Source organism: Pseudomonas sp. BIGb0558, from assembly GCF_024807515.1.
GTDB classification, from domain to species: Bacteria; Pseudomonadota; Gammaproteobacteria; order Pseudomonadales; family Pseudomonadaceae; genus Aquipseudomonas; species Aquipseudomonas yamanorum_A.
Genome location: NZ_JANUEW010000003.1, coordinates 51,351 through 71,045, shown reverse-complemented (window position 1 = coordinate 71,045; position 19,695 = coordinate 51,351). Strand labels below are relative to the sequence as shown.

Sequence of the window (19,695 nt, the reverse complement as noted above, 5' to 3'; positions counted from 1 at the left end):
GTCAAACTTCAAGTATCACTTTAACTTTACTTGCTGGCGGTAACGGTAGTCGGGGCCATCGCCAGGGCGCGCTTGGCTTCGATGAAGGTTTTGCTCCAGTAGCTGTCACCCAGGTTGTCGACTCGCACACCACCGCTGCGGCGGCTGCTGGAGTGGATAAACTGGTTGTCGCCCAGGTAGATACCGGCGTGACTGACACGACCACGGCCAGCCGTACTGAAGAAAAGCAGATCACCGGGCTTGAGGTTGTTCCGTGCGACCAACGGTGCATTAACGTTGATCATTTCGCGGGTGGAGCGCGGCAGGTTCATGCCGGCCTCCTCACGGAACAGGTAGCCGATGAAACCGCTGCAGTCGAAACCGGCTTCAGAGGTACCGCCGAAACGGTAACGGGTACCGATCAAGGACATGCCGCGTTCGAGAATGCTGTCGGCCAGAACTGGAAGCTGGTAAGGCTTGGCGCCAGCGAAATCGGCAAGTTCTTTTTCAGTTGCGATCTCTTCCTGATAAACAGTGGAAGACTGCGATGCAACGAATTTTGCCTGGGACTGTTGTGCCGGTTTTTGCTGCTCAGCCACGTTTTGAGTGTGGGTGGCGCAACCAAACAACAGGGTAACGAGTGCGAGAGGCACGAGGGGTGCGAAGCGATTTAGCATGGGCACGACCGTGGCTGATGTGTAAAGAAGCCGAGACTATGCCTTCTATCACATCGATTTGCAAATTCAATCGTGATCTATGTGACTTCTTGTTTGGACTATGACATCTAAGCCCTTAACACCCTATACAAGCCATTTGCGTGGCCAAAACGGCCCAAACGCAGGTTTTCTGGCGCCTGGAATTTGCCGAAAGCCCCGATTTTGAAGGGCTGGCTACCAGCCGAGGGTTTCTTTAAGGAAGGGAATGGTCAGCTTGCGCTGGGCCTGCAAGGAGGCCTGGTCGAGCTGTTCGAGCAAGTCGAACAGTGCGCTCATGCTGCGGGTGCCACGGGTGAGAATAAAATGCCCGACTTCGTCGGTCAGGTGCAAGCCGCGACGGGAAGCACGCAACTGCAGGGCGCGCAATTTGTCTTCGTCGGACAAAGGGCGCATCTGGAAAATCAGCGCCAGGGTCAGTCGTGACTTGAGGTCGGCCAGCTTCACCGGCAACTCTCGGGGCGAGGTGGATGCGGCAATCAACAAACGCCGGCCGCTGTCACGCAAGCGGTTGAACAGGTGGAACAGCGCCTCTTCCCAATCCGCCCGCCCCGCCACTGCCTGCAAATCGTCCAGGCAGACCAGTTCGTATTGTTCAAGGTTATCGAGGATCTCGATACCGCGGTCCAGCAGCTCCGCCAACGGCAGGTACACCGCCGGTTCGCCCATCTGCTCGAAACGCAGGCACGCGGCCTGCAACAAGTGGGTACGCCCCACGCCGTCCTTGCCCCAGAGGTAGATCAGGCTTTCGGTCCACCCGGCGTCGGCTTCGCAGAGCCGCTCGACATAGCCGAGTGCAGCGGCATTGGCGCCTGGGTAGTAATTGATAAAGGTGGCGTCGTCACGCAGACGCACACCTAGGGGCAGCTGAATCGGTTTCATGCTGACTGAACGGTTCCAATCGAACCGTTAGTGGCCTCTGTGTAAAGTTTGCAAAGTTTATACCCGTGACGCCGGGCGCACAATGCAGCAGACCACAAGCAAAATCAAAGGTTTGCGTTAACTTGTTGGATTTGGTGAAGATTGTTTGACGCACCGGCGAAACGCCGGAGCCGTTAAACGACAAACCCGGCCTTGAGCCGGGTTTGTGATGCTGCGGTTATAACTCCGGTTCGTCTGTTCCGGCGTACATGTCCGAATCCTTGTACAAGTCGTGCACATGGCGCACCAGCACCATGATCACGGCCGCCACCGGCAGCGCCAGCAGGATGCCGGTAAAGCCGAACAGCTCGCCGCCCGCCAGGATCGCGAAAATCACCGCCACCGGGTGCAGGCCGATCCGGTCGCCCACCAGCAACGGCGTCAGCACCATGCCTTCCAGGGCTTGGCCAACCATGAACACCGCGACAATCCCGAGCATCGGGTACAGGTCGCCGTGGAACTGGAACAACCCGGCCACCAGTGCCGCACCAATCCCGATCACGAAGCCCATGTACGGCACGATGGCCGCCAGGCCGGCGATCAGGCCGATCAACAGGCCCAGTTCCAGGCCGATAGCCATCAGCCCCGCCGCGTAGATAATCCCCAACGCCAGCATCACCAGCAACTGGCCACGGACGAAGGCGCCGAGCACCTCATGGCACTCCCCGGCCAGGGAAACCACACGCTCTTCGCGGTCGCGCGGCAGCAGGCTGCGGATTTTGGCCATCATGATGTCCCAGTCCCGCAGCAGGTAGAACGCCACCACCGGTATCAGCACCAGGTTGGTCAGCCAGCCGATCAGCGCCAGGCTCGACGCCGTCGCCTGGCTCAGTACCACGCCGACGATGTCAGTGGTCTGGCCCATATGCTCGCTGATGGCCGCCTTGACCTTGTCGAACTTCCAGAAGCCGTCTGCCAGCCCCAACTTGGCCTGCGCCCACGGCATGGCCGTGTGTTGCAGCCAGTCGAGCATCTGCGGCGCCAGTTCATAGAGCTTGAACAATTGCTTGGCCAGCATCGGCACCAGCACCAGCACCAACGCCGTGATGATCAACGTGAACAAGGCAAACACCGCCACCACGCCCCAGGTACGTGACAGGCCGAGCTTTTCCAGGCGATCCACCACGGGATCGAACAGATAGGCCAGCAGTAACGCAACCAGGAACGGCGTCAGGATCGAATGCAGCAGGAACACAAAAACGCACAGCAGGACAATCCCGCCAATCCACACCCAACGACGCGTATCCGCCATAAACCACTCCATCTGTTATTTGCTTCCTTCTTCTATATAAAGAGGAAGAACGCTTACCAATGAAAACGTAACTGCGGTGTCGGCTCGACCGGAGCCGGTTGCGCACCTTCCACCACCGGCTGCGGAGCCGGCGCTTCACCTGCCGGGACTTCCTGCAACTTGGCCAGGCTCAACTGGGTACGCAACTGCTCGGCGCTGCCATTCACGCGATAGACAATGCGAGTACCGTCCACGCGCACCGGCTGGGCACCAAACGGCTCCAGCAGATGACCGAGGGCGGCGTAATGCTCCAGGTTCATGCCCTGCACTTCCAGCAACTGATCGCTGGTGGCAGCGCCGGCCTTGACCGCAAAGCGCGGCGCAAGGCGTTCGCTCACGGCCAGCAGCACGGCGTCGGCCAATGCGCCGGTGTCTGTGCCGGTGGCAGTGCCCTGCTCGCTTTTATCCCCCAGCCACAGGCGCCATTTGGCCGACCATTGGCCGCCGTCTTCGCGGGCGTGCACCGCCAGCAAAGCGTCGGCGCCATAACGTTCGGAAGCGGCACGCAGCGGCGTGGCGTCGGGGCTTTCGAGATTCGGCGCGGTGGCGACGATTTGCTCGTCCAGGTCACCCAACGGCAGGCGCAACGGCAAGCCACGGTGCTGGGCCGCGCGGCGCAGCGGCTGGGCGACGGCTTGGCCATCGCCAATCAGGCTGCTGCCTTCGACGGAATCGTTCAGCCACCAACCGAGGATCGACGGCCGATTGCTGCCCCACAGCGCCAGGCCCGCGCCACGCAAGGCGCGATCGGTGCTGACCGGGTCGAAATCCACTTGCAGGCTTTCCGGAGGGCCGGCGTCGTAGCCGTATTGGCTGATGATCTGTTGCGGGTCCTTGCGGATCGCCGCCAGGGCTGGGCCATCGGCGGCCTTTGCGTCGCCGGTCAGGCGGATCACCAGGGTTTGCAGGGCACGCTGGGTAGCCTGGTCACGCTCCTGGGGAGACTGACTGCTGACCGGTTCCAGCACTTGATAGAGGCCATTGAGGGTTTCGGCATGACTCGCCAGGCTGACCAACGACAAACAGCCCACAAAAAAATATTTACTCAGACCCATGAAAGAAGATTCCCGAACGGCAAAATAAGCGGTTGGAACAGACCGCGTGAACAGTGTTTAGCAAGGCTGTGACCACAGCGACCGGCAAAACATTCACAGGGCCTCGGCAAGTTTTTGTACTGTCATAACGATAGCGAGTTAAAGGCTATACCTTAATACGGCCCGTGACCGACTCGATTAGCGATTTTTTTAACAGCTATTGCCCCTGCCCGTCGGCCCGAGGATGGCCGCTGCCCCTCAAGCCTGATAAAATCGCGCGCCTTCGCAGACCGTCAATGGCAGGCCATGCTGAAACTTCAGGTTTCGGTATACCCGCCGCATTCGGTCGTTACCCCTGAATCCCCCCTAAAGGCCTGGATCATGAGCAAGCAACCCTCCCTGAGCTACAAGGACGCCGGTGTAGACATCGACGCCGGTGAAGCATTGGTCGAACGCATCAAGAGCGTCGCCAAGCGCACTGCGCGCCCCGAAGTCATGGGCGGCCTGGGCGGTTTTGGCGCCCTCTGCGAGATCCCGGCCGGCTACAAGCAGCCTGTACTGGTCTCCGGCACCGACGGTGTGGGCACCAAGCTGCGCCTGGCACTGAACCTGAACAAGCACGACAGCATCGGCATCGACCTGGTTGCCATGTGCGTGAACGACCTGGTGGTGTGCGGCGCCGAGCCGCTGTTCTTCCTTGACTACTACGCCACCGGCAAGCTCAACGTCGAGACCGCGACCCAAGTGGTTACCGGCATCGGCGCCGGCTGCGAATTGTCCGGCTGCTCCCTGGTCGGCGGCGAAACCGCTGAAATGCCAGGCATGTACGAAGGCGAAGACTACGACCTGGCCGGTTTCTGCGTCGGCGTTGTAGAGAAATCCGAAATCATCGACGGCTCCAAAGTCGCTGCCGGTGACGCCCTGCTGGCCCTGCCATCCTCCGGCCCGCACTCCAACGGCTACTCGCTGATCCGCAAGATCATCGAAGTGTCCGGCGCCGACATCGAAACCATCCAGCTCGACGGCAAGCCTCTGACCGACCTGCTGATGGCCCCGACCCGCATCTACGTGAAGCCGTTGCTCAAGCTGATCAAGGACACCGGCGCGGTCAAGGCCATGGCCCACATCACCGGTGGCGGCCTGCTGGACAACATCCCGCGCGTTCTGCCAAAAGGCGCCCAGGCCATCGTCGACGTGGCCAGCTGGCAGCGCCCTGCGGTATTCGACTGGCTGCAAGAGAAAGGCAACGTCAACGAAACCGAGATGCACCGCGTGCTGAACTGCGGCGTGGGCATGGTGATCTGCGTGGCTCAGGAGCACGTTGAAACCGCGCTGAACGTACTGCGTGAAGCCGGCGAACAACCTTGGGTCATCGGCCAGATCGCCACCGCCCCCGAAGGCGCTGCTGCGGTTGAACTGAAGAACCTCAAGGCACACTGATGCAAGGGCAGATGTCCCAGACCTGTGATGTCGTGGTGCTGCTCTCCGGCACCGGCAGTAACTTGCAGGCCCTGATCGATAGCACGCGCGCCGGCGACAGCCCGGTGCGCATCGCTGCGGTGATCTCCAACCGCAGCGACGCCTACGGCCTGCAACGCGCCAGGGACGCAGGTATCGACACCCGCTCCCTGGATCACAAGGCTTTCGAAGGCCGCGAGGCCTTCGACAGCGCCTTGATCGAACTGATCGACGCCTTCAATCCCAAACTCGTGGTACTGGCTGGCTTCATGCGCATTCTCAGCGCTGACTTCGTACGCCACTACAACGGGCGCCTGCTGAATATCCACCCGTCCCTGCTGCCAAAATACAAAGGGTTACACACCCACCAGCGTGCCCTGGAGGCCGGCGACACCGAGCACGGCTGCAGCGTGCACTTTGTTACCGAGGAACTCGATGGCGGGCCTCTGGTCGTACAGGCAGTAGTTCCGGTAGAGTCTGCGGACTCTGCGCAGACGCTTGCGCAACGGGTTCACACCCAGGAACACAGGATTTACCCGCTGGCTGTTCGCTGGTTCGCTGAGGGGCGGTTGATTCTTGGCGACCACGGTGCATTATTGGACGGTCAGTTACTTGCGGCCAGCGGCCACTTGATTCGAACCTAGGAGACTTTATGCGTCGCGCCCTGCTCTTCGCTTTTGCGCTGTTCGCCTTGCCTGCCGTGCAAGCGGCAGACCTTCACCCTTTCTCCGCCAGCTACACCGCCGACTGGAAACAGTTGCCCATGAGTGGTTCGGCAGAACGCAGCCTGACCAAGAATGACAACGGCACCTGGACCTTGAATTTCAAGGCGTCCATGATGATCGCCAGCCTGACCGAAACCAGCGTGATCCGCTTCGACAAGGACGCCCTGCAGCCGCAGAGCTACACCTTCGAACGCGGAGGCCTGGGCAAGGCGAAGAAGATCAACCTGGACTTCGACCGCACGGCCAACAAGGTCACCGGCTTCGAAAACAAGGACCCGGTCAATGTCGCCCTTGAAAGCGGCATGATGGACAAGTCGACCTACCAGCTTGCCCTGCAGCGCGATGTCGCAGCCGGCAAGAAAAGCATGAGCTACCGCGTGGTCGAGGGTACTGATACCGATACCTACGACTTCCGCGTGATTGGCCCGGAAAAGGTCCAGACCAAAGCCGGCTCCATCGATGCGATCAAGGTCGAGCGCGTGCGTGACCCGACGCAAAGCAAGCGCATTACCCAAATGTGGTTTGCCAAGGACTGGGGCGGCATCCTGGTTGCCCTGCGTCAGGTCGAGACCGACGGCAAGGAATACAACATCATGCTGCAGGACGGTACCGTTGACGGCAAGGCTGTCAAAGGCAGCTGATCCTCTGCGCAATGAAAGAGCCTCGCTATTGCGGGGCTTTTTTTCGCCTGCCGACTGACGCCAACATGAAACTTTTGTCATAAAACTCAGCGCCCTGCGACGCAATATCGCGGTTTACGGGGGCTCGGTGATTGTTCCAGCTTCTGTAAAGGTGTGTTGCAAATTCTGGTTATTTACTTAGCAAGCTAACAAATCATATAACAAAGGCCTGCGACGCCTTGCCGCAGATCAACCAGAGATTGGAGCAAGCAGATGACTGTAAAAGTAACTGAACGCGACGATGAACATATGTCCCATGAAGCAGTAGCCCACGGGATTCACATCTGGGATGTACACCAGCAAGACCTGCTGGTCGGCATGTTTCACGACGAGACCGAAGCTCATAATTATAAAAACGAGCTCGAGACCCTTGAGATGAAACGCCAGGCGCAAAGCTCCTGAGACTCTGAAATCCTTAGACACCCGGCCCCACGCAGCTGGAGTGTTTATAAACACAAACCCCGCCTTTTGAGCGGGGTTTGTGTTTTTTTGGGGGGCGGGGGGATTTTTGGGGGCGCTTCGCGCCCCAGCGGGAGCAAGCTCCCTCGCCACAGCAAGCTCCCTCGCCACAGCAAGCCCCCTTGCCACAGCAAGTTCACTCACCACAGCAAGCGCCCTTGGCACAATGTCGTTTCTACAGCCTTACCACATCAGGTCATCAGGGATCTGGTAGGCGGCGTATGGATCATCCTCATCCGGCACCTGGCTTTCGGTCAGGACGTTCATCTGCACGATGCGCTCCGGCGCCCGCTCCTGGATCTTCAGCGCTGCCTCGCGCGGGATCACCTCGTAACCGCCACCGTGATGGACGATTGCCAGGGAGCCGTTGCTCAGCTTGTTACGCATCAGGGTGTTGACCGACAGGCGCTTGACCTTCTTGTCGTCCACAAAGTTGTAGTAGTCCTCGGTGGTCAGCTTGGGCAGGCGCGAGGTTTCGATCAACTGCTTGACCTGGGCAACGCGGGCCTTGGCCTCGGCTTTTTCCTGCTGCTGACGGTTCAGCTCCTGGTCACGCCGGACCTTCTCGGCATGGGCTTCAATGGCCAGGCGCGCCTGGCTGTCATCCGCTTCAGCCTGGCCTTTATGCACCAGACGCTGCTGTTTCTGTTTCTCTTTGCCGACCTGCTTGGCCTGCTTTTGATTGACCAGGCCTGCTTTGAGCAACTGGTCGCGAAGGGAAATGCTCATGGTGCTTACTCACTTGGGCAACGGCTCAGCCGCAGCTGGACAGATTCTTTTCCTGGCGTTTGGCTTCGCCCCACAGGGCGTCCAACTCTTCGAGGGTGCAATCTTCTATGGGACGATGGGTCTCGCGCAATGCCTGTTCGATAAATCGGAAACGTCGTTCGAATTTGGCGTTGGCTAAACGCAACGCAGCTTCCGGGTCGACCTGCAGATGACGGGCCAGGTTCACCGCCGCAAACAGCAGGTCACCCACCTCGTCGGCGATGGCTGCCGGGTCGTTGTCGGCCATGGCTTCGAGCACTTCATCCAGCTCTTCGCGCACGTTATCCACCACCGGCAATGCGGCGGGCCAATCAAAGCCGACCTGACTGGCGCGCTTTTGCAATTTGGCGGCACGGGACAACGAAGGCAGGGCTGTGGGCACATCGTCCAGTAAGGACAACTGCTCCGGCGCGTCGGATTTTTCCGCACGCTCCTCGGCCTTGATCTGCTCCCAGCGTTCCTTGACCTGTTCTTCGCTCAGTTGCGGGATATCCAGCGGCGCATACAAGTCGCCGGTGGGGAACACGTGGGGATGACGACGAATCAGCTTGCGGGTGATGCTGTCGATCACCCCGGCGAACTCGAAGCGCCCTTCTTCCCGCGCCAGTTGGCTGTAATACACCACCTGGAACAACAGGTCGCCCAGCTCACCTTGCAGGTGATCGAAATCCCCGCGCTCGATGGCGTCGGCGACTTCATAGGCTTCTTCCAGGGTGTGGGGCACGATGGTGGCGTAGGTTTGCTTGATGTCCCACGGGCACCCATATTGCGGGTCGCGCAGGCGGTTCATCAGGTGCAGCAGGTCTTCAAGTGAATACATCGATCAATCTCTATCCGTGTTCTGTGGGAGCTGGCTTGCCTGCGATGGCATCGACTCAATACATCTGAAATACCGAGGCGTCTGCATCGCAGGCAAGCCAGCTCCCACACAAGCCCGGCTCCCACAAAAAAATGGGTTATGGCGTGCGGTTGCGCCGGGTCTCAATGATGTTCGGCAACTGGGAAATACGCCCCAGCAACCGCCCCAACGCGTCCAGCCCCGGAATCTCGATGGTCAGGGACATCAACGCGGTGTTGTCCTCTTTGTTCGAGCGGGTGTTGACCGCCAGCACGTTGATCCGCTCATTGAGCAGCACCTGCGACACGTCACGCAGCAGGCCGGAACGGTCGTAGGCGCGGATGACGATATCCACCGGATAGGTCAACACCGGCACCGGGCCCCAGCTGACCTGGATGATCCGCTCCGGCTCGCGCCCGCCCAGTTGCAACACCGAGGCACAGTCCTGGCGGTGAATGCTCACCCCACGGCCTTGGGTGATGTAGCCGACGATGGCGTCCCCCGGCAATGGCTGGCAGCAGCCGGCCATCTGCGTCATCAGGTTGCCCACACCCTGGATCTGGATATCGCCACGCTTGCCCGGCTTGTAGCCGGTGGCCTTGCGTGGAATCAGTTCCAGTTGCTCGCTGCCGCGCTCCGGCTCCACCAGTTGCTGGGCCAGGTTGACCAACTGCGCCAGGCGCAGATCGCCAGCACCGAGGGCGGCAAACATGTCTTCGGCGATCTTCATGTTGGCCTTTTCGGCCAGCTTGTCGAAGTCCACCTGCGGCAGGCCCAGGCGCGCCAATTCGCGTTCGAGCAAGGTCTTGCCGGCGGCGACGTTCTGGTCGCGCGCCTGCAACTTGAACCAGTGGACAATCTTCGCCCGCGCCCGGGACGTGGTGATGTAGCCCAGGTTCGGGTTCAGCCAGTCGCGGCTCGGCGTACCGTGCTTGCTGGTGATGATCTCGACCTGTTCACCGGTCTGCAGGCTGTAGTTGAGCGGCACGATGCGCCCGTTGATCTTCGCGCCACGGCAGTTGTGGCCGATCTCGGTGTGCACGCGGTAGGCGAAATCCAGTGGCGTGGAGCCCTTGGGCAGGTCGATCGCGTGGCCGTCGGGGGTGAAGATGTAGACCCGATCAGGTTCGATATCCACCCGCAACTGGTCGGCCAAACCGCCGATGTCGCCCAGCTCTTCATGCCATTCCAGCACCTGGCGCAACCAGGAGATTTTCTCTTCGTACTGGTTGGACCCGGCCTTGACGTCGGTACCCTTGTAGCGCCAGTGGGCGCATACGCCCAGCTCCGCTTCCTCGTGCATGGCGTGGGTGCGAATCTGCACTTCCAGCACCTTGCCCTCGGGGCCGATCACCGCTGTATGCAACGAGCGGTAGCCGTTTTCCTTGGGGTTGGCGATGTAGTCGTCAAATTCTTTCGGGATGTGCCGCCACAGCGTGTGGACGATACCCAGCGCGGTGTAGCAGTCGCGCATTTCCGGCACCAGCACGCGCACGGCGCGCACGTCGTAGATCTGGCTGAAGGCCAGGCCCTTGCGCTGCATTTTGCGCCAGATGGAATAGATGTGCTTGGCCCGGCCGCTGATGTCGGCTTCAACCCCGGTGGCCTGCAATTCCGTGCGCAGCTGGCTCATCACGTCGGCGATGAAACGCTCACGGTCCAGCCGCCGCTCATGGAGCAGCGTGGCAATCTGTTTGTATTGATCGGGTTCGAGGTAACGGAAGGACAAGTCCTCCAGCTCCCACTTGATATGGCCGATGCCCAGGCGGTGGGCCAGCGGCGCGTAGATGTCGAACACCTCGCGGGCGACACGGTTGCGCTTTTCGTCGTCGGCGGTTTTTACCGCACGAATCGCGCAGGTGCGCTCGGCCAGCTTGATCAGCGCGACGCGGACGTCGTCGACCATCGCCACCAGCATCTTGCGCAGGTTTTCCACCTGGCCCTGGGTGCCCAGCACCATGGACTGGCGCGGGCTGAGGCTGGCACTGATCGCCGCCATGCGCAGCACGCCGTCGATCAGCTTGGCCACCACGGTGCCGAAACGCTGGCTGACGGTGGGCAGTTGAATATGCCCTTCGCGCACGCCGCGATACAGCACCGCCGCGATCAGCGAATCCTGATCGAGCTTGAGATCGGCGAGGATCTCGGCGATCTCCAACCCGGTGCGAAAGCTTGAAGTGCCTTCGGCCCACAGGTTCTTGGCCGCATTGTCTTGCTGTTCAGACTCACGAGCGAACTCGCAGGCTGCTTTCAAGGCTTCACGGTCCAGTGCCGGGTCGACACTGATGGCATGATCCAGCCATGCCTCGAGATTGATACTGCCGTCGGTGTTGATCGGCTGGTGTGCTCTCACCTGTACCATCTTGCTTACCTTCCCTACGACGCACCTTTTAGTGCGTCAAAATCATCGCTGACCTGCTTTACAAAAAAGCTTGTGCACGCTCCCTGGCAGGTCACAGGCCCAGGAGATGCAGGCCAGTCGGATTAAACGGGCATCCTAGCCCGCTTCAAATAACGCCATGGCCTCGACATGGGCCGTCTGGGGAAACATGTCGAGGATCCCGGCACGTTTTAGCCGGTAGCCTTGCTTGACCAACTCGACCGTGTCCCGCGCCAGCGTTGCCGGATTGCAGGACACATACACCAGGCGATCGGCCCCCAGAGTGGCGAGCTTGCGCACAACCTCCAGGGCACCATCACGGGGTGGGTCCAAGAGTACCGCAGAAAAGCCCTCTTTGGCCCATTCCGCGTCGGTCAAAGGCTGGGACAAATCGGCCTGAAAAAAATGCGCATTATGCAAATTATTGCTGGCGGCATTTTGTGCCGCCCGGTCCACCATGGCCTGTACACCCTCCACCGCCACCACTTCCCGCACCTGGCGGGCCAGCGGCAAGGCGAAGTTGCCCAAGCCACAAAACAAATCCAGCACCCGCTCGTCGGGCTTTGGCGCCAGCCACTCCAGGGCCTGGGCGACCATCGCCTCGTTGACCCCGGCGTTGACCTGCACAAAGTCTCCCGGGCGGTACGCCAACTGCAGATCCCACTGTTCCAGACGATAGCCCAGGGCCTGGTCCGGTTCGAACGGTTGCGGCTGGTCCTCGCCATGCAGCCACAATTGCGCTTCATGGAAGGTACAAAATTCCTGCAGGATCGTCAGGTCCGCTTCGGACAACGGCGCCATGTGTCGCAACAACACGGCAATCGACGACCCGCTGAACAATTCCACATGGCCCAACGCCTGAGGTTTACTCAAGCGCCGCAGCATGTTGGGCAACCGCTGCATGATCGGTTGCAAGGCCTGTACCAGCACCGGGCAATCGTCGATGGCGACGATGTCCTGGCTGGCCACGGCGCGAAAGCCCACCTCGAGTTTCTTCGCCTTGGCATCCCAGCGCACGGCCACGCGGGCACGCCGGCGATAGCCGAATTCCGGCCCGCTCAACGGCGCTGCCCACTCTTGGGGTTCGACACCCGCCACACGGGATAATTGCTCGGCGAGCATGCGCTGTTTCAGGGCGAGCTGTTCGTCATGGGGCAAGTGTTGCAGGCTGCAACCGCCACACCGGCCGGCGTGCACACAAGGTGCCGGGCGGCGCAGTGCGCTGGCGCTAAAGACGCGCTCGGTGCGCGCCTCCACCACTTTGCCGTGGGCGCCCAACACCCGCGCTTCAACCTCTTCGCCCGCCAGGGCACCCACCACAAACCAGGTGCGGCCTTCGAAGAACACGATGCCACGGCCGTCATTGGCCAGGCGTTCGATGGTCAGGCGTTGCTTCTTGCCTACTGGAATCTGTGGGGCCCGGCTGCCGCCCGTCGGTTGGAAGCGCAGGCCTCTCTCGTGCTTGGCCATCAGTTGGGCGCGTCGAAAATGCCGGTCGACAGGTAACGGTCGCCACGGTCACAGATGATCGCGACGATCACCGCGTTTTCCAATTCCTGGGACAAGCGCAACATCCCGGCCACGGCGCCACCCGACGATACGCCGCAGAAGATGCCTTCTTCACGGGCCAGGCGGCGGGTGGTGTCTTCGGCTTCACGCTGGGCCATGTCGATGATGCGATCAACGCGGGCCGCGTTGTAGATCTTCGGCAAGTACTCTTCGGGCCAACGACGAATCCCCGGGATCGCCGCGCCTTCCATCGGTTGCAGGCCAACGATCTGGATCTCGGGATTCTGCTCCTTGAGGTAGCGCGAGTTGCCCATGATGGTGCCGGTGGTGCCCATCGAACTCACAAAGTGGGTGATGGTGCCCTGGGTCTGGCGCCAGATTTCCGGGCCGGTGGTGGTGTAGTGCGCCTCGGGGTTGTCGCCGTTGGCGAACTGGTCCAGCACCAGGCCACGGCCTTCGGCGGCCATGCGCTCGGCGAGGTCGCGGGCGCCTTCCATGCCTTCTTCCTGGGTGACCAGGATCAACTCGGCGCCATAGGCCGTCATCGCTGCCTTGCGCTCGGCGCTGCCGTTGTCGGGCATGATCAGGACCATCTTGTAGCCCTTGATTGCCGCGGCCATGGCCAGGGCGATCCCGGTGTTACCGGAAGTGGCTTCGATCAGGGTGTCGCCAGGCTTGATCTGCCCACGCAACTCGGCACGGGTGATCATCGACAGCGCCGGGCGGTCTTTGACCGAGCCGGCCGGGTTGTTCCCTTCGAGCTTGAGCAACAAGGTATTGCTGGTGTTACCCGGCAGGCGCTGCAAGCGGACCAGCGGGGTGTTGCCGACGCAATCGGCGATGGTGGGGTACTGCAAGGTCATGGCGTATTCGCAATCCAGACTGCGGGGGCGACCATCATACCGGGAAAGGCTGGCGGGCCATATCACGCAAAGTGCGGTGCTTATTACCTAAAGACATAAGCAACGAATCAACCCACCACGAAATTTTCCCATTCCTGCTGCGTGAGTCCCTCAATCAAGGTGTTTTTGGCCATTTGCCTCGCGCCTTGCAGCACCGTGATGTAGTTCAGGTACTCACCCTCTGTCATCAAGCCATTGGCAACTTTGTCTGTCGCTATTTCCAGGGCCCGGTCAAAGCGTTTGAGGACTGACGCGAATCGTGTCGTATATTTACGCTCCAGAAACGTCACCCAGTGGTGCGCTCTCTGAAGCCGCGCAGGCCAGTTGACTCCCGACTCTTGACGCAAAATCGCCCGACGCAGCGTGTCGACCGATTGCGCATCAGGGATCGCGGTGGAGGCACTAAAACGCTCCGGTAATACTTGAGGCAGATCGAGGCTGGTGGCTAACGCGATGCGATAACTCAAAATTCGCGTGCAGGCGTGCCCCGTGGATTGAGGGGCGAAGCGCTCGGCAATCAGCTGGTTCAAGGCATCAATCCGACGTAATGCCCGGTAATAATGCACAAAGGCCGGCCCGGCACTCTGTACGTTGGCGGCGAGCATTTGTTGCGGCAACCTGTGCAACTCAAGCTCATGCAAGCACAGCAGCCAGCCGTCGATACCACCACTCATGAATCGATACGCCGGCAAGTAGGCAATCATGTTCACGCCGTCATGAAATAGCGCTTCGTCGATCAACGCCCAAATGCGTCGTGTCACATTTTCTCGCTGTGCCCGATATTCAGGGTCAACAAACCCGGGAAACTTGGCGATGCTGCCCAGCAGCTCAAAAAAGTAGTCCGCCATCGGCTGCTCTTGAAGCGCCGCCCAATCACGTTCGCGCCCTTGCACTTCTGCAGGAGGAAGCAACGCCAGCCAACGGTTGGCGCGCTGGTCAAGCGAAGCCGCAGGCTCCCACAATCCGAAATCGATATCCGGCTGCCCCTGGCGCTCACCGAGGCGGCGCAGCATTTGCCTGGCCTGGGGGCTCAGTGGATTGCCCCTCAGATTGATCCCCCGATGCACGTGCGGATAGATGAACAGGTCCGTCTCGGCCAACTCGCTGATCTGGTTGTCACGCAGATCAAAGCTGCGCAGTGAACGCAGGGCTACCGCGCCCCGTGGCAAGCGGTTCAACCCGGCAGCACGCAAGCTCAACTCCTGCAAATTGGTCAAGCGATAGAACGACAATTGCCGCCCCTGCCCCAGCGGGTTGAACGACAAATCGAGCGACCTCAACCCGGTCAATGCTTCCAGTTCAAGCTCGCTCTGCAAGTCAAACTTCAGGCGGTTATGGGCCAGGTTGAGCACCGCCAGATAGGGAGCCCCCTCCAGCGATGGCAGCCGGGTTAGCCGGTTGCCGTTGAAATACAGGACACGAAGGCCTGGAAAGCTTCGCAGAAAGTGCGAAGGCAATTCGGTCAGGCGGTTGTTCTTCAAGCTCAACACCGTTACATGCCCGAAATGGGCACTTAATGTCGGCAAACTCGCCAGGTCGAGGCTGTCCAGGTTGAGTTCCTGGGCAACGCCCAACGTCAAGCCTTCCCTGGCCCAGCAACGCTGAATCCGTGTCACCGCCAAGGCGCGCAAGCCCGCCGAAATGCTGTCCGGGTCGCTTACCAACGCCTCGTCGTTCCAGCGCTGCAATGTTGTATTCAACGCGTTTCGCTCGCTGAACAGATGATCAATGATTAACTTGCGCTCCCCGAACGAATCGCCAGCGTCCAGCAGTAAATCCAACACTTCTGTATCTGTCAGGGAAGGAAACAACTCACGCATTCGCAACACTTGCGCGCGATCCATCGGCCTCAGTTCATCACCGCCACTGAGCGGATACCCGATACGACCATCGGCAATCCGCCGCGGCAGGATGCGCCAGGAGTTGCGCCCAATTTTGAGTAAGGCTTGCGAGGACTCCCGGTTACGCTCCAGGTGATCGCCAATAATCAACGTCAGTTCCTCGACTCCGGACGCATGGGTGTAGCCAAGTACACGGCGCTCAAACTCCGGCAGCGCAGCTAACAGAGCGGGCAAAAAAGCCCCAAGGTTTCCTATCGGCTGCCGGCCGCCGTTCAGTTGGGGGATGTAGGCCTGGTATTGACCGGCCACCGACTCTAATTCACGCTTGAGCGACCCGTCGACGGGGCCGATGCTGTCGATCAGTCGCCCCCTTTCCCACACCTCGACTCGCAAATGATTCGGCCAGCCGTCTATGTACGGCAATGTATGCAGGATCAACTTGGAACTGTCTCCACTCGCCGCAGCAGGCAAGTGCACGCCCTCAAAAGCCCGAGCCTTTCGCAAATAATCGATCCACCAGCGCACGTACGGGGTGAGTGTCCAAGGCACACGGCCCGACTCCAGGAGCCGTGCCTCATCCGCATTGGTTTGACGCACCAGTTCTTCGGCGACGGCCGCCGTCAAACCAGGAAAATGCCGTTGCACCACCTGCGCCAAGGGGTCAGACGACAGTTCGCTCTTGTGAAGCAACGCCTTGAAAAAGTACCGCTCCATTGTTGGTGGGCTGAACAGGACTTTCTCCTCAAGCAGGGCGATCTGCTCGGCGCGACCGAGGCCCGCTCGACCAACGAGCGCATCGGCCCTGGCAGCCCCGACCTCAGCAAGCACCTCATCGAAAAAGTCCGCGCCAAGCTCCATGCCAGCCTTGACTCGCTGATGAACCTTGAAACGCTCGATGGTCTCCACCAGCACCGCCGGCGGGCGCTCGTTACGCACATGCATGCGCCGCAGGATGTCCGGGGAAACGCCACTGATCTGCTGAATCCGCATGATGTCATCCGGCGAAAACGTGCTGACCAATGGCCCCAGGCGATGAAACGGTTTATGGCCGTCCCAGGTCAGCGGGTTCTCCCATTCATGATGCCAACTGCCTGCACTGTTGTGGCTCAACACCGGTGCATACGCGTCCTTCAGCACCGGGTGCTGGACGCGCCAGGGTTGAGGCGGCTCGCCCTGGACAACCTTGAGAAACGCACTGTCAAGAAACAGATAGCGATCCGCCCCCAGCCTGTAAAGGCCGAGAGCATCAGGCTGCGGCTCAAGACGAGCGGCATCGACGGCGCTGGCATAGTGCTCGATTGCGCGCTGGCAGGGATAAAACGAGCCATCAGAGACACGGTTGCTCAGCAGGGCCTGGGCGACCCGATAACGAAACCCGGTGATGGCCTGCTGCGTACTCACACCAAATCGGCGCTGATCATTCTCCGAGAGCTGGATGAGGACCGCTTGATAGAAGCTGTCTGCGCCGGTAAACATCGCCCCGACAAGGCCTTCACCCTGAAAAAATGGCGAAAATCGTCCACGGTTTTGATCGATCACCACAACGGTTTGATCCCCGGCCCGCCGCGAAACGAAGGGAACCGCCTGCTTCGCGGGGCTGACGACCAATGCCAGGCCAGTAACGTCGCGCAGTACGCCATCGGCGAACGCTGCGGCCCAGGCCTGAGTCTGCCGATTGAACCGCCGGGGATGGAAAACCCCATCAACGATGGCTGAACGGCGCGCTGCCTGAAGAGCAGCGCGCAAAGCGTCATAAAGCGCTTCGGGTTGCAGTTGCGAGTGCAACAACTGCGTTTGCTGATGCTCCGACAAGGGATGTTCGCGCAGCACTTCCAACAACCGCGCCTGACTCAGTTCGGGGTACAAGGCCCGCAGTTGGGTAATCACGGCAGGTACGGGATACTCGTGACCGATGCTGTCGGGTAATAACCTGCGCACTGAAGCACCGGCACCGCCTGGCACAGAACGACTGGCATCAGCGAACTGGGTAAGTGCCTCAAACAGATCGATTTTCAAGGCCTTTGCCAACGCCGCCAATTGCTGACGAAGCGGCTGTGTCCCACCCGCAAAAACCGCCGGCAACAATTCCACGATTGCCTGTGGAAAATCGATGCTGATCCGGCGCGCAGTGGCATAAGCGAACTGATGATTTTCCAGCCGGGTGACCCTGATCACGTCCGTCGCCGGCGATGACGCCATCTTGCTATAGCGCCGGACTTCCAGGCCCTGTTGGTTTTCAATGCTCAAGGCCGTTTCCGCAGGCCAATTGTCCAGTTGGGTCAGCAACGGAGCCATGACCTCAACGGCCCCCACCAGCGATGGCACACCGGGATCAGCGCCTTGCGCAACCCACTCAATCAGCCTGTCGGCCCTGAACCGATTCACAGCCTCGGTCAGCGATGCAGAAGGACGCACGCCCTGCCAGACCTGGTTTAGCGTTTGTCGTGAAGTGGCACTTGAGTCGAGCAGAATATCCAGGTCCCGGGCCGGAATATCCGGGGTGCCGAGCATTCTTTCCAGAACCTGTGGGTTGGTCAGCGCTTGATGATTGGAAGCGCCTGCGCGTGGCACGGACAGCCGCTGGAACAAGCGCTGATGCCGACGTTGCACGGAACGGTCCAATCGGGTGTGCAATCGACTGCCAATCAGCAGATCGGCCACGTCGACAAGCCCTTGAAGAAATTCGCCAGGCTCCCCTTGAAGCGCCAGGGCACCGCCCTCGACCAACGCCTGCTCCATAGCCACAAACATCGCCAAGGCCCGCACCCGCCCCAAACCTTTCAACGCCCCCGGCGCAGGGATCAACAGCACATCGAGAATCTCAGTGATCAAGGCCTGGAACAGTTCGATCAGAGTCGTCATGAAACCCGATGTTTCATTGGCCAGCTCCTGCAAGTTGGCACGGCTGCGTCTGACATAAAAATCGTACAAACTGACGATCGGCACTTTTTCCACTGGCGTGCGTACATAGCCGATCTGCTTGACACCATCGACCCTCGGAATGGCTTGAGCCAGCGAATAGAGGAGCTTGGCAAGCAACCCGGCGTCGGGAGGCGGAGTGACTTTGACGATTTGTTTCAACCGTGCGCAATCACGCAGCAACATCATCTGATACAACCAGTCGACATGACCCGAGCGATAGAACGCTTGGAACGCCACATGGAACTCCTGGCAGGCCTCTCGATGGCTGCCATGGTGGCGCAGAGACCCGCCAGGGCGGTTCGGAAAAAAGCTGAAGGCCCCATTGCAACCGCTGACGGAGAACACCAGATGAGGAATCGTCAGGCGATCGCCTGGCGGTGGGCCCACGTACTGCCCGGTCAGGCCCAAGGATTGAGGCACCCAACTGACGTTGTCCATACCATGCGGCACGAACAGCAGCATCTCTTCCATCGAGCCCCAACGCACCTCCCCCGTCAAAGCGCGTTTAACGTACTGGTACTTGTCCCGGTCGACTCGACTGGCCGTTGTGTTTTTCAGTGCCTCTATCAAGGCGAACTCAAACTCGGTCGTCGCCAGCCCCATGAGGCAACTTCCCAGGGCCGCGTTGGCCATCAACGCCTGGTCCAGACGGGTTTTGAGTTGACCGCCGATATCAAGCCTGCGCACCAACGCAATGAACTGTCCGGCGGTGGCATTGATACCTGCATCGAGATAACTGGCATCGGCCAGGCCGGTCCGGCCGGGATAGCTCCAGCCAGTCAGACCGTCGTAACTCATGCAGGCCGCGTCCCAAAAAGTAATGCTGGCGACCTCCACCGTTCCGCCGGCGCCCGAAGATGCCCGTCGCACACGGCTTGCCGGTTGCAGATAACGCGTATGGATACGCGCGACGCTGGGGTCGATGTCCTGGCCTGTCAGGATTTTCAGCTCGCTGCGCAATGAAGCCAGTGCCTGCTGCCGAAACGCGTCTGTGAGTTCAAGAACCGCCTGCTCCAGGGCTTTCTGCGCCTCCACCCATGCCCCTTGCAGGCGTACATACTCAAGCCGTTCTTCGTGGTTGAGCGCACCGAAAAAATCGTCGAACGACGCTCGCATGGCATCCAGTGCTTGCAACACCTGCCACTCTGGCTCAGCCATCAGCGGAGCGCGTTGCTGCATCATGAATTCGTACAGCGTGTCCGGGAGCGCTGCGGGGGTAATCGGGTCGGCCATTTCCGTGTTCCTGAAAAGGTCAGCCTATCCCGTCACCCGCCG

Annotated in this window: 14 protein-coding genes; 4 read left to right on the top strand and 10 right to left on the bottom strand. The window is 60.2% G+C overall.

Translation table 11 applies throughout. The features are described from left to right. Positions 1–26 precede the first annotated feature (26 nt). The 4 genes from M2400_RS06390 to M2400_RS06375 all read right to left on the bottom strand — a co-directional run bounded on the left by M2400_RS06390 (position 27) and on the right by M2400_RS06375 (position 3,959). A complete protein-coding gene (locus M2400_RS06390; protein ID WP_177044830.1) occupies positions 27–656 on the bottom strand; it encodes a C40 family peptidase in 630 nt (209 codons plus the stop codon). Positions 657–869: 213 nt separating this feature from the next. Further along, complete coding sequence (gene hda / locus M2400_RS06385; protein WP_010176467.1) at positions 870–1,574, bottom strand: DnaA regulatory inactivator Hda; 705 nt, start codon at positions 1,572–1,574, stop codon at positions 870–872. Positions 1,575–1,791: 217 nt separating this feature from the next. After that, positions 1,792–2,865, bottom strand: a complete 1,074-nt coding sequence (locus M2400_RS06380; RefSeq protein WP_177044832.1) for an AI-2E family transporter — start codon at positions 2,863–2,865, stop codon at positions 1,792–1,794. A gap of 53 nt (positions 2,866–2,918) precedes the next feature. Then, positions 2,919–3,959, bottom strand: coding sequence for a DUF2066 domain-containing protein (locus M2400_RS06375; RefSeq protein ID WP_177121653.1), 1,041 nt, complete (start codon positions 3,957–3,959; stop codon positions 2,919–2,921). A 360-nt stretch (positions 3,960–4,319) separates the two neighbouring features. On the opposite strand from M2400_RS06375, the gene purM reads away from it, so the two are divergent. The 4 genes from purM to M2400_RS06355 all read left to right on the top strand — a co-directional run bounded on the left by purM (position 4,320) and on the right by M2400_RS06355 (position 7,203). Then, a complete protein-coding gene (gene purM / locus M2400_RS06370) occupies positions 4,320–5,378 on the top strand; it encodes a phosphoribosylformylglycinamidine cyclo-ligase (protein ID WP_010176470.1) in 1,059 nt (352 codons plus the stop codon). Positions 5,379–5,389: 11 nt separating this feature from the next. Then, entirely contained in the window at positions 5,390–6,040 is a 651-nt protein-coding gene (gene purN / locus M2400_RS06365; RefSeq protein ID WP_177079489.1) for a phosphoribosylglycinamide formyltransferase, read from the top strand. Positions 6,041–6,048: 8 nt separating this feature from the next. Further along, positions 6,049–6,762 carry a DUF3108 domain-containing protein gene (locus tag M2400_RS06360; RefSeq protein ID WP_088426114.1) on the top strand — a complete coding sequence of 238 codons (714 nt, stop codon included), beginning with the start codon at positions 6,049–6,051 and terminating at the stop codon, positions 6,760–6,762. Positions 6,763–7,014: 252 nt separating this feature from the next. After that, positions 7,015–7,203: a hypothetical protein gene (locus M2400_RS06355; protein ID WP_008438187.1), complete on the top strand. Its 189-nt coding sequence runs from the start codon at positions 7,015–7,017 to the stop codon at positions 7,201–7,203. Positions 7,204–7,443: 240 nt separating this feature from the next. On the opposite strand, the gene M2400_RS06350 is transcribed toward M2400_RS06355, so the two are convergent. The 6 genes from M2400_RS06350 to M2400_RS06325 form a co-directional block, all read right to left on the bottom strand. Continuing rightward, a complete protein-coding gene (locus tag M2400_RS06350) occupies positions 7,444–7,989 on the bottom strand; it encodes a DUF2058 domain-containing protein (protein WP_177044838.1) in 546 nt (181 codons plus the stop codon). Positions 7,990–8,014: 25 nt separating this feature from the next. Next, positions 8,015–8,848: a nucleoside triphosphate pyrophosphohydrolase gene (gene mazG / locus M2400_RS06345; RefSeq protein WP_177044840.1), complete on the bottom strand. Its 834-nt coding sequence runs from the start codon at positions 8,846–8,848 to the stop codon at positions 8,015–8,017. A gap of 136 nt (positions 8,849–8,984) precedes the next feature. After that, a complete protein-coding gene (relA, locus tag M2400_RS06340) occupies positions 8,985–11,228 on the bottom strand; it encodes a GTP diphosphokinase (protein ID WP_177044842.1) in 2,244 nt (747 codons plus the stop codon). A gap of 135 nt (positions 11,229–11,363) precedes the next feature. Next, the gene (rlmD, locus tag M2400_RS06335; protein ID WP_177079490.1) at positions 11,364–12,716 is read right to left on the bottom strand and encodes a 23S rRNA (uracil(1939)-C(5))-methyltransferase RlmD; all 1,353 of its coding nucleotides are present in this window, start codon (positions 12,714–12,716) and stop codon (positions 11,364–11,366) included. Then, positions 12,716–13,618 (bottom strand): cysteine synthase CysM, encoded by a 903-nt coding sequence (cysM, locus tag M2400_RS06330; RefSeq protein WP_003210736.1) that lies wholly within the window; start codon positions 13,616–13,618, stop codon positions 12,716–12,718. Before cysM ends, rlmD begins: the two co-directional genes overlap by 1 nt. A 107-nt stretch (positions 13,619–13,725) precedes the next feature. Beyond that, the gene (locus tag M2400_RS06325) at positions 13,726–19,653 is read right to left on the bottom strand and encodes an NEL-type E3 ubiquitin ligase domain-containing protein (RefSeq protein ID WP_259198737.1); all 5,928 of its coding nucleotides are present in this window, start codon (positions 19,651–19,653) and stop codon (positions 13,726–13,728) included. Positions 19,654–19,695: the final 42 nt, after the last annotated feature.